Below are 10,905 nucleotides of genomic sequence, written 5' to 3' on the forward strand. Positions count from 1 at the left end.
CCCCTCTCCCCCTCCCCCAATCTCCCCATCTCGCCTTCTAATTCCCTCTGGGGTCTAAAACGTCTCGCAGGCCGTCGCCTAAAAGGTTGAAACCGAGAACTATCAAGGTAATTAGCAAACCTGGAAACAAAATAGTCCAAGGAGATGAAAGAGCATATCCGCCTTTAAAAGCATCGGAAAGCATTGTTCCCAACTCCGGGGCTGGCGGCTGCGCGCCCAAACCGAGAAAACCTAAACCGGCGGCTTCTAGCGTGGCTGTACCAGTGGAAAGAGTTGCTTGTACAACTAATGGCGGGAGACTTCCCGGCAAAATGTGGCGAAAAATAATCCGTAAGTCGCTGGCGCCCAAGGCTTTGACTGCTAAGACAAATTCTTGTTCGCGCAGCGATAGCACCATGCTGCGCGTCAGGCGGATGTAAATTGGAATTTGGACGACGCTGACGGCGATAATTACGCTTTGCAGGCTCGGCCCGGTGACGGTGACAATGGCGATCGCCAGTAAGATTGAAGGAAACGCTAGCAAAATATCCGCCAAAGTGCCGATCGCTACCTCAGCCCATCCGCGAAAATATCCGGCGAAGAGTCCCAACAGCCCTCCCACAAACAATCCCGCAGCCACAGAAACCAAGCTGACGAGCAAAGAGATCCCCAATCCGTGCCACACTCGCACCAACAAATCTCGCCCCAAACTGTCGGTGCCGAACCAATGCTGGGCGCTAGGAGCCACTAATCGGGATAAATAATCGCGATCGACCGCCGGATTGTAGGGGGAAATTAGGGGAGCTAACAGTGCCGAGAAAATCAGCGCTACAGTCAAAATTAAGCCGATTTTCCCGGAGGTCGATCGGGCGAATCGCTGCCAAGCAGGCTGTCGAAATATTAAATTTTGATGCAATTTGGGATTTTCCATTTTTAATAATGTCAAAAAAAACAGTTGTACCCGATCGCAGTTTTTATAGCCTGCTTGGCGGATGCCGAATCCTCGATGCCTTCGTTAAAGACCATTTAAGATATAGATAACAAATAAATTTAAAACCCTAATGACATCAACCCTGCTCAAAACCTCCGCCCGATCGCCCCTGAACGCTCCAACAGTGCGCCATTTCCCCAACGGCCTCACAGTTATAGCCGAACACTTACCAGTCGATGCCGTTAACCTCAGCGTGTGGATGAATTTAGGCTCAGCCGTAGAATCCGACGAAATCAACGGTATGGCTCACTTTTTAGAACACATGATTTTTAAGGGAACTCCCAGCATTCAGAGTGGAGAATTTGAACGGGCGATCGAACAGCGCGGCGCTGTCACCAATGCCGCCACCAGTCAAGATTACACGAACTATTACATCACCACAGCTCCTAAAGATTTTGCTGAACTAGCCCCCCTGCAAGTCGATGTCTTGCTCAACGCCAGCATTCCCGACGATGCCTTCGAGCGCGAACGGCTGGTAGTATTGGAAGAAATTAGACGATCGGAAGACAATCCGCGCCGACGCACCTATGGGCGATCGATGCAATTAGCCTTTGAAGTCCTGCCCTACAAGCGACCGGTACTAGGCCCGACTTCCGTCATCGAAAATCTGAGGGCCCAACAAATGCGGGATTTCCACAGCAGCAGATATCAGCCAGGGGCGATGACAGCAGTCGCTGTAGGTAACTTGCCGGTCGATCGACTAATAGAAATTGTCGCCGAAAGTTTTGCCAGCAAAAGCACAGCACAAAACAGCACCATAAATCAGCCCGCACTCAGCAGCTTTCACCCAGAATCCGAAATTCTCAACTACGGCCAAGAATCGCCCTTTACCGAAATAGTTCGCCGCGAATTTGTAGACTCTGCCCTCCAGCAAGCTCGACTGATCGTGATGTGGCGAGTCCCCGGCTTTGTGGAAATGTCCGAAACCTATGCCCTCGACGTTTTGGCGACAGTATTGGGCCACGGGCGCACAACTCGCTTGGTTAAGGATTTGCGCGAAAATCGAGGGCTAGTCTCGTCAATTTCGGTCAGCAACATGACTCAGCGACTAGGCGGGGTATTCTCGATTTCCGCTCAACTGGCGACAGAAAATATAGCCGAAGTGGAAGCAGCCATCGTCGGACACATCCGCACTCTGCAAACCGAACTGGTGACTGATGCCGAAATTTCCCGCATCCGCACCCAAGTAGCAAATCGGTTTATCTTCGGTAACGAAACTCCCAGCGATCGAGCAAGTTTGTACGGTTACTATCAGTCGATGGTAGGAGATATCGCTCCCGCCCTCAACTACGCAGCCTGCATCCAATCTCAGACAGCCGAGGATCTCCGGGAAGCCGCCGTCAAATATCTGTCTCCCGATGCGATGGGTGTGGTGGTAATTCGCCCCGAAGCAGCATAAACCCGACTGCTTCTTTCCCAGGCGCAATCGTTTGCTTGTCAAGCTAGGGAGCACAAAGAAGGTAAATCATCGCCTTCTTTGATTTGAAAATACTGTGTCAGATCGTGTCCGATCTAGGATGGTAACAAAAAAAGGTTAGTAGTGCGGACTTTAGTCCGCACTACTAACCCATCTTATTTCGATCGATCGACTGGACAGGATATCAAGTTCGATCGCACTCCGCCTTAAAGGTTTTGTATCGAATCATGAATTTAAAGCTTTTAAGGTACGGGCGATCGGTAGAATGGCCGTAATTTTATGAGAGGATAAACTGGGAATTATTGACGGTCGAGCAATTTGCTGTAGGGACACCGGATTTATCGGCGATCGTAATTCTCAAATCTAAAATCTAAAATCTAAAATCTAAAATCGATTGACGTGGGCAGGGAAGCATGAAATTACAAAACTTTCTCAACTCAAAAATTAGGTACGATGCCAAAGCAATCGCTGCCGACAACGAGCTCAGCCGCCAAATTCAAAGCCGTCTCATTGACCTGGGTTTACTGAAACCTCCAGTAGACGGCATCTTTGGCCCACTTTCTACCGCCGCCCTCCACCGATTTCAAACCTTGATGAAGTGCGGCGAACCGGGTTTTTTGGGAGCAATCACAGCCAAAAAGCTGATCGAAACCAAAACGACGGACATTCCCACACCTCGCCCGATCCTGAAAACGACCAGAGACACTATTTTTAAATCAAAACCCCTAGCGTCTTCTCAACTTCAGGACTCAGAAAAACAAGTAATCCCAGCGGGAAAAGAGTTTGAACTCCTGGCTTTTGTTCCTATTCGCGGTCACATTAGGGTTGCTCTCCGCAATGAATCTTTCAAAGGTTCAGGGATTTGGTATGTTTACGGAGGACACGCTCAAGTTACTTTAGACGGCGTTTTGCTTTATCCCAAACCAAACCCCCCCACTGTCAGACTTGGCATTCCTTATCGATCGCAATTAGATAATTTTTACAATCCTACAGGTGCTTGTAATGTAACTTCCATAGCGATGTGTCTGGACTTTTTGAGAGTGCCGCGGCGCAATAGAAGCGGACAATATGAAGATGAACTCTACGAATATGCGATCGCCAAAGGTTACAGTCGCTGGGATCCCTATGATTTAGCAAAGATTGTTAAAGATTACGGCGCTCAAGATTACTATACCGAGAATGCAACTATTGAGGACGTTCAAGATTGGCTGGCCAGCGGAAATCCCGCTGTCATCCACGGATACTTCACGTCTTTCGGTCACATTATAGTTGCTGCGGGCTACGACAGCGAAGGATTCTTCGTTCACGACCCCTATGGCGAGTGGTTCCCAAACGGCTACGATACAAGTGTCAGCGGTGCTTACTTGCACTATTCCTATCGTTTAATCCGCAGCGTTTGTATGGCTGACGGAGATTTTTGGGTGCATTTTATCTCGAAGTAATTGTTAAGAGTCATTAATCATTAGTCATTAGTCATTAGCTAAGAGATAAGTTAGCTCCTCGATGATTCGGCGATTGAAATCGCTACTATAAAAACTTTAGTCCAAGCAGAGGGAGACTAAAGAATAAATTGGCTCTTTAAGGAGGATTTAGTATTAGCCATATTTTGTATCACTAATGACCAATGACTAATGACCAATAACTAATGACTAATGACTATTAATTTTCATACTCAAATCCAGCCAAGTCGATCGCGTAATTGGAGCACTGGTAGAAATATAATCAACTCCGGTTTCCGCCACACTCCGAATAGTTTCTAAAGTCACATTCCCAGACGCTTCAATTTTCACCCGATCGCTCTTTTCGCGAATTATTGCCACAGCCTGCCGCATTAAGTCAAAGGACATATTGTCTAACATGATAATATCCGCCTTGTGCTGCAATGCTGTCTGCACTTCGGCGAGAGTTTCGGTTTCGACTTCGATTGTCAGCGGATAGGGGATAGAATTGCGAATTAGGGCGATCGCCTCGGCAATACCGCCAGCCGCTGCAATGTGATTATCTTTAATCATCACCGCGTCATCTAAGCCCATCCGGTGATTGCAAGCGCCGCCGATTTGAGTTGCGTATTTTTCCAACAATCTCAACCCCGGTGTTGTCTTGCGGGTATCGACTAATTGCACTGGTAAATCGGCAATTTTGTCAACATATTTTTGAGTTAAAGTAGCGATGCCGCTCAAACGCATTGCCAAGTTTAATGCTACTCTTTCTCCTGTTAACAGCGCGTCGAAATTGCCGGAAATTTCGGCAATTACTTCTCCTTTTTCGCACAGTTTCCCTTCCGCTACTTGGGGAATGAAACTGAGGCTGCTATCTAAAAGTTTAAATGTGCGATCGGCGATCGGCAATCCGGCTATGACTCCTGCTTCTTTGACTATCCATTTAGCGGTACCCTGGATGCTGGCTGCGGGAAATAAGGCCGATGTTGTGCGATCGCCCCTACCGATATCTTCTAGCAGCCAGTTGTGCAGTAGGGAGTCTAAAACTATCCAAGGCGGCAGTATTGCTTTCATGTTTTCTTTGTTATTCCTGCTACTAGGAACGATAGTCGATCGCGTAATTTTCGGCAAGTTGTAAGATAGTGATGGTGTTGGTGCGATTTTGGGCGATCGCACTACATAATGGGCTATTCTGTTGCTGACATTGGGTTTTGGTGGTTTAATGGAGTAGATGGGCGATCGCGAGTAAAAACAATGATACAGCCAGTCATTTTTAAAAGAGAGTAAAAAATGATGATAGAAACCGCCATCTTAAAAAATCTCGAAAAATTACCTGAATCTGTCAAACAGACCGTCCTTGACTATATAGAATTTCTGGTGAAGCGATACGCCCAAGAGCCTCCTAAAACGGAAAAAGCTGCCAAGCGAGGCGGAATTGGCATTTGGAAAGGTAAAATCTGGATGTCTGATGATTTGGATGAACCGCTTGAGGATTTAAAGAATTATATCTAAATAGGGAATCCTCAGCAATACACTTGTAGTTATATGTCATGCCCATTGGTACTTAGGTGTAATTCAAATGGACTTTCATCAAGCTCCGTCCTCATTTTCATCGCTACAGCTCTTCGAGTAGCTGGAATACCTCATAGTTATTGAATCCGGTAAAAACGACACTCCCTGGATTCGCGTGGATAAGCTCACTGAGTTATTTGATAAAAAATATGGGGTGTCACTTGAGTTATTGGCAAAAGTTCAAGGTTATAGCGACGGTTTGAGCAGTTTTTTGACAAGTAGCGGGCGCTTTTCAATCTACGGTACTCCAATACGGCAAGAGTTTTATGTAGCTCTTCTTCAGGCAGTAGTCCCTAGTTTTCACCAGTCTCAAGCAACCTCAATCAAAGACAGAATTAAGCGACCTTTGAAAGTTGATGGAAGTTTGCTGAGGATGTTGAAGGCTGAGGGTGCTGAAGATATCTCACCTCACGAATTCCAAAGAATTTCAGAATATCAGCCAATCTTAGTTGTTGACATTAAATCAGTAACTGACTTGGAAATCGCTTTGATAGAAATCATCAAAAGTTTGACGGCAAATCATCCTAAAATATTTGTGACAATTGCAGTATTGAGTAAAAGATTTCGCGATTATTATAAGCAACCAATACGAACTGTAATACGAAGTATGTGTCCCGATCTGAAATTGATTGAGTTGCTTCAGACCATTCCTAGCCGACCTGTCCAAAAAGTGGATAATGATTGGCGGATTACTGTAGAGGATCATTCAGTTATAGAATAAAGGTTACTAGCCGCCGCTCAAGTTGGCCGTTAGATCACTAGGAAAGATGCGAGCGCCTACTCTTGACTGCTAAAATAAGGGCGATCGCTCGTGATGACTGTGTTAAAATATGGTTCTATTCCCCCGCAATTCTAGATTATTTGAAAACAGTCATTAAAACATCACATAACCATCATGCAAACCAAAACGATCGCAATTCGCGTCAATGCTGAAGTTGCTAAGATATTTGAGGCTGCTTCTGAAGAACAGCGTCGTAAATTGGAGGCATTACTTAGCCTGAAACTTAGGGATGCAATTCGACGCAAAAGACCCCTAGAGGAGGTAATGAGTGAGATGAGTCGGAATGCTCAATCGCGAGGATTGACCCCAGAAATTTTGGATTCAATTCTTTTTGATGAGTAAGATGCGCTACGTTTTTGATACAAATACAATTATCAGTGCGATTCTGTTTGATAACAGTAAACCCGATCGCCCTTAAAGAAACAAACTAATATCAACTTGGAAAAAATCAGCTAATTTTCTGGCCTCATCTATTTCGATCGCCCTTTCACTAACAAAAACTTTCTCAACCTCAGTTTCCGTTCCCAAAACAGGAATCAGATCGGACTTATCCAAATCTCTCGCATCCATTAAATATTGTAACATTGAGGCAGAATTGCCTGCGGGAATTGGATAATTTTCAGCTTCAAATTTTTCAATCAGCGTTATCAAAAGCTCCAGAAATAGCTCTTCCTCCAGCGATCGCATAGGGCCGTGTTCCAGTTCGCAAGCGAGAGCGATTGCGGCCTCGTTTTCTGCTTCATTTGCGATCGGTTTTGGTTGATACCGAACAAGTAAATCTGTATAAGATTTTGCATCAAAAGTACGGATCATTTTTCCACTCATCCTTACTTAGATTTGCACAGGTAGCGATCGCTCTTTCTATTTAAGCTACAGTAAAAGCTATATTTTCTAGCACTACATTAGGTACATTTCCACTACCTAAAACCTGTGTAGCATCTAAAACTTCTATCCCTACCAATAACTCATTTTCCCCAATATTTAAAGCAATTTCGTCAGTTAACTGTAAAGTGCGACACTGATGCTTGCCTTCTACAAGTCTAATGTATAGAGCATCAATTTCTGAATCATAACTAATCTTCATAAATATTTACCTCAAAAATAAAAAGTATACACTGTGATAACGACTAACTCAGTATCAGTCTCGGCAACAATCGGTACTACTTTCTTGAGAGAGTAGAACTTATCCTGCCAATCACTATTATACTGAAAAGTAGCTTGATATTTGTACCTACCATTTTTAGCAAGTTGTCGATTACCTGTAATAATGGTATCAATAATTTCTGCGACCTTTGTACCTCTTTCAATCGCCTGTTCCTGAGCATGATTAGTTAATCGAATAGGTTTCACTCTTTCTTGTCCAATAAATTAAAATTTTAAATTGCTGATTCACAATGAGTAACAACTTCCCCAAAAAACTAAAGCTCTTTTCCGTTGTTGCGGGAAAAGAGCTTTAATTTATTATTAACCTGGCACCGAGCTATTTTACCGGGCAGTGACCCGCCGAGTATCTTCGCCATAGCAACGTTTAACAACCGAGTTCGGGATGGATCGGAGTGGTTCCATTACATCATAAGCACCAGGAAAGCTTTGAAAACTTTGAATCCTGTGTCTGCGTTAAACTTGATGCGCTGCATCTCTTTCGCTCGACATTTATTACATTACCAAACTCTCCCCAGTTTGTCAACCCCTTTGTCAAAAGTTTTTTTTCAATGATGTCATGGAGTCCGATGAGAGGCGAGAAACCGGGTTTATTATGAAAATTTTTCGTTGCAGGCGACAGATTCCGAAAAAACCCGGTTTCTGGGAGTCTGAGCCCGTGAGCCCAATCACAAATCCAAAAAAGCAGCATCAGTTCCCTGCTCTCGGCGAATCTTCCCATCCTTTACAAACCACGCCACAACCTGCTTAACTGTTAATTGCTCGATCGCACTTTCAGATTCTGCCGCAATTTGCTTCAACGGTCGCAAAGACGCAACCACCAAATTAGTAAAAAAGTTTTCAAAACTAGCATCAACTTGAATCGACTGTTGAATGCTCTCATCATTCTTAATCCAATCCATCACCTGCTGGTTAGAAACCTCAGTTATCGGCAAACCAGTCTCCCCAGCAATTTGCTTGAGCACCCTCAAACCATAAATTGCCAATCGAGTCGAAAACTTTTCCTTCGACGACAGCAGCGCCATATCAACTTCAGCGCACTCTTCCGGCTTTAAAAAATCTGCTAATGGTTCCATAGTTATTTGTTGACTGTTGACTGTTGACTGTTGAATAACTAATAACTAATAACAACTACTGACTACTGACTACTGACTACTGACTACTGACTACTGACTACTGACTACTGACTACTTCCTTCTTCCTAGCAATCAAATAACCGCAGCGATGTTCCCCATTTATAATCCAGTGAGTCCGCTCCACAATACAATCCGGCAAAACCCCCGCAAACATTTCCAACTCATTGCCGCAAACACTCGGAAAAGTTTCCGCCACATTAGAAATAGCACAGTTGTGTTCCATCAACACAAATCGATCGCCCTTAACATCGCGATCGCACATCCCCACCTCTACAGATTCTACAGGATAACACTCAGCCATATAACCTTCAGCCCTGCGGAGTTCCACCAACTTAGTCACCCGCTCTTGCAGCGAACCCGAACCCACCAACCGCCGATAGTCCGTAGCCTTGCGCTGCCACTGTTTTCGTAGGATACTAATCACTTGCTCGCGGCCGACGGTTTCCGCCAAAGTATCCAAGAAAGACACAGCAAAATCGCCGTAACGGTTCGGGAAGCGATCGCGCCCCAGACTGGTAAGCTCATAAATATGCTGCGGTCGCCCCATACCAGCCTGAACCGACTGATATTGAATCAGCCCCTCCGCCTCCAAATCCTTCAAATGACGGCGAATCGCCTGCGGGCTCATCTCCAAAGACTCCGCCAACTCAAGAGCAGTCCCCTGACCCCCCTTGAGCAAATATTGCAGGATGTCCTGTTTCGTGGAAGTCTGCTGAGTGGTCTCCATCTTCACAAAAAATTATTAATTTGACTTTGACAAGATCGCTGTTGTTAATGTAGCTTAAAATATACTAAAGCAACAAACTTGTTGTTTAACTTCCCCAAGCAGCCCCCAGAACTCGCCGGGCCCCGGACAGTTCAAGCGTCTGCCATCTTTGAGAGACTTATCCAGAACACTCGAAAGCGCAAAATTCATGAGCTCTACAGTCACAACCCTAGTCAACCAGCCCTATAAATACGGTTTCGTTACCGACATCGAGTCGGACACCATCGCCCGCGGCTTGAGCGAAGATGTAGTCCGCCTGATTTCCTCGAAGAAAAACGAACCGGAATTCATGCTGCAATTCCGCCTCAAAGCATACCGGAAGTGGCTGACAATGACCGAGCCTACCTGGCCTCATGTCAACTATCCCGCGATCGACTACCAAAATATTATCTACTACTCCGCGCCAAAACAAAAGCCCAAAAAGCTCAACAGTTTGGACGAAGTTGATCCGACACTATTAGAAACCTTCGAGAAATTAGGAATTCCCCTATCCGAACAAAAACGACTGGGAAATGTCGCCGTCGATGTTGTTTTCGACAGCGTTTCCATTGCCACAACCTTTAGAGAAAAACTAGCCAAAGACGGCGTTATCTTCTGTTCCATCACAGAAGCCATCAAAGATTATCCCGAACTAATCGAAAAATATCTTGGCACAGTCGTACCAGTCGGCGACAACTTTTTCGCAGCCCTCAACTCCGCCGTATTCACCGATGGTTCCTTCGTTTACATTCCCAAAGGCGTAAAATGCCCGATGGAATTGTCAACCTATTTCCGCATCAACAACGAAGATTCCGGCCAATTCGAGCGCACCCTAATTATTGCAGAAGAAAACAGTTCTGTGTCTTACCTCGAAGGCTGCACCGCCCCGATGTTTGACACCAACCAACTGCACGCCGCCGTCGTGGAATTGGTAACAATGGACAATGCCGACATCAAATACTCAACAGTCCAAAACTGGTACGCCGGCGACGCGAACGGTAAAGGCGGGATTTACAACTTTGTGACAAAGCGCGGTTTGTGTCAAGGAGTCAATTCCAAGATTTCTTGGACGCAAGTAGAAACCGGTTCCGCGATTACTTGGAAATATCCCAGTTGCGTATTAGTCGGCGACAATTCAGTAGGGGAATTCTACTCGGTAGCCCTGACAAATAACAAGCAGCAAGCTGACACCGGAACTAAAATGATCCATGTCGGCAAAAATACTCGCAGCACGATTATTTCTAAGGGAATTTCGGCGGGTAATTCTGCAAACAGCTATCGCGGATTGGTAAAAATGGGCCCCAACGCTAAGGGCGCTCGCAATTATTCTCAGTGCGATTCGATGCTGATTGGCGACAACGCTCAAGCGAATACTTTCCCGTACATTCAAGTGCAGAACCACACTGCTAAAGTGGAACACGAAGCTTCGACTTCCAAGATTGGGGAAGAGCAATTGTTCTTCTTCGCACAGCGGGGAATTTCCGCAGAAAATGCTATTTCGATGATGATTAGCGGTTTCTGTAAGGATGTTTTCAATCAGTTACCGATGGAATTTGCGGCGGAAGCTGATAAGCTGTTGAGTCTGAAGCTGGAAGGAAGTGTGGGATAGAAGTCATTAGTCATTAGTCATTAGTCATTAGTCATTAGTCATTAGTCATTAGTCATTAGTCATTAGTCATTAGTC

The 10,905-nt window shown here is 45.3% G+C and carries 13 protein-coding genes and 1 rRNA gene; 6 read left to right on the forward strand and 8 right to left on the reverse strand.

Translation table 11 applies throughout. From position 1 onward, the window contains the following. Positions 1–37: 37 nt before the first annotated feature. Positions 38–910, reverse strand: a complete 873-nt coding sequence (locus tag QUA97_RS27060) for an ABC transporter permease (protein ID WP_194071252.1) — start codon at positions 908–910, stop codon at positions 38–40. Positions 911–1,040: 130 nt separating this feature from the next. Here QUA97_RS27060 and QUA97_RS27065 point away from each other — a divergent pair, with 130 nt between their 5' ends. Together QUA97_RS27065 and QUA97_RS27070 are read left to right on the forward strand one after the other, a co-directional pair. Beyond that, positions 1,041–2,369, forward strand: a complete 1,329-nt coding sequence (locus QUA97_RS27065) for a M16 family metallopeptidase (RefSeq protein ID WP_194071253.1) — start codon at positions 1,041–1,043, stop codon at positions 2,367–2,369. A 431-nt stretch (positions 2,370–2,800) separates the two neighbouring features. Then, positions 2,801–3,829 carry a C39 family peptidase gene (locus tag QUA97_RS27070; protein ID WP_194071254.1) on the forward strand — a complete coding sequence of 343 codons (1,029 nt, stop codon included), beginning with the start codon at positions 2,801–2,803 and terminating at the stop codon, positions 3,827–3,829. A 207-nt stretch (positions 3,830–4,036) separates the two neighbouring features. Here the strand turns inward: QUA97_RS27070 and nadC are convergent, their stop codons facing one another. After that, positions 4,037–4,900, reverse strand: coding sequence for a carboxylating nicotinate-nucleotide diphosphorylase (nadC, locus tag QUA97_RS27075; RefSeq protein ID WP_333197348.1), 864 nt, complete (start codon positions 4,898–4,900; stop codon positions 4,037–4,039). A 216-nt stretch (positions 4,901–5,116) separates the two neighbouring features. On the opposite strand from nadC, the gene vapB reads away from it, so the two are divergent. The 3 genes from vapB to QUA97_RS27090 all read left to right on the forward strand — a co-directional run bounded on the left by vapB (position 5,117) and on the right by QUA97_RS27090 (position 6,521). After that, a complete protein-coding gene (gene vapB, locus QUA97_RS27080; protein WP_228050435.1) occupies positions 5,117–5,338 on the forward strand; it encodes a type II toxin-antitoxin system VapB family antitoxin in 222 nt (73 codons plus the stop codon). Positions 5,339–5,513: 175 nt separating this feature from the next. After that, positions 5,514–6,119: a hypothetical protein gene (locus QUA97_RS27085; protein WP_333197350.1), complete on the forward strand. Its 606-nt coding sequence runs from the start codon at positions 5,514–5,516 to the stop codon at positions 6,117–6,119. A 174-nt stretch (positions 6,120–6,293) separates the two neighbouring features. Beyond that, positions 6,294–6,521, forward strand: coding sequence for a hypothetical protein (locus QUA97_RS27090; protein ID WP_194071240.1), 228 nt, complete (start codon positions 6,294–6,296; stop codon positions 6,519–6,521). Between the two features lie 72 nt (positions 6,522–6,593). Here the strand turns inward: QUA97_RS27090 and QUA97_RS27095 are convergent, their stop codons facing one another. From QUA97_RS27095 to sufR, 6 genes are all read right to left on the reverse strand, one after another. Next, positions 6,594–7,004, reverse strand: coding sequence for a helix-turn-helix domain-containing protein (locus tag QUA97_RS27095; protein ID WP_333197354.1), 411 nt, complete (start codon positions 7,002–7,004; stop codon positions 6,594–6,596). A gap of 40 nt (positions 7,005–7,044) precedes the next feature. Next, entirely contained in the window at positions 7,045–7,263 is a 219-nt protein-coding gene (locus QUA97_RS27100) for a DUF2283 domain-containing protein (protein ID WP_106332875.1), read from the reverse strand. Positions 7,264–7,274: 11 nt separating this feature from the next. After that, a complete protein-coding gene (locus QUA97_RS27105) occupies positions 7,275–7,529 on the reverse strand; it encodes a DUF4258 domain-containing protein (RefSeq protein ID WP_333197357.1) in 255 nt (84 codons plus the stop codon). Between the two features lie 117 nt (positions 7,530–7,646). Next, positions 7,647–7,763: ribosomal RNA gene (gene rrf / locus QUA97_RS27110) — 5S ribosomal RNA — on the reverse strand. A 245-nt stretch (positions 7,764–8,008) separates the two neighbouring features. After that, positions 8,009–8,416 (reverse strand): hypothetical protein, encoded by a 408-nt coding sequence (locus QUA97_RS27115; protein ID WP_194071242.1) that lies wholly within the window; start codon positions 8,414–8,416, stop codon positions 8,009–8,011. A gap of 97 nt (positions 8,417–8,513) precedes the next feature. Continuing rightward, entirely contained in the window at positions 8,514–9,203 is a 690-nt protein-coding gene (gene sufR, locus QUA97_RS27120) for an iron-sulfur cluster biosynthesis transcriptional regulator SufR (RefSeq protein ID WP_194071243.1), read from the reverse strand. Between the two features lie 187 nt (positions 9,204–9,390). On the opposite strand from sufR, the gene sufB reads away from it, so the two are divergent. Continuing rightward, entirely contained in the window at positions 9,391–10,830 is a 1,440-nt protein-coding gene (gene sufB / locus QUA97_RS27125; protein WP_194071244.1) for a Fe-S cluster assembly protein SufB, read from the forward strand. Positions 10,831–10,905 lie beyond the last annotated feature (75 nt).

It is taken from the genome of Microcoleus sp. CZ3-B2, assembly GCF_036705055.1.
In the GTDB taxonomy this organism is placed as follows: domain Bacteria; phylum Cyanobacteriota; class Cyanobacteriia; order Cyanobacteriales; family Microcoleaceae; genus Microcoleus.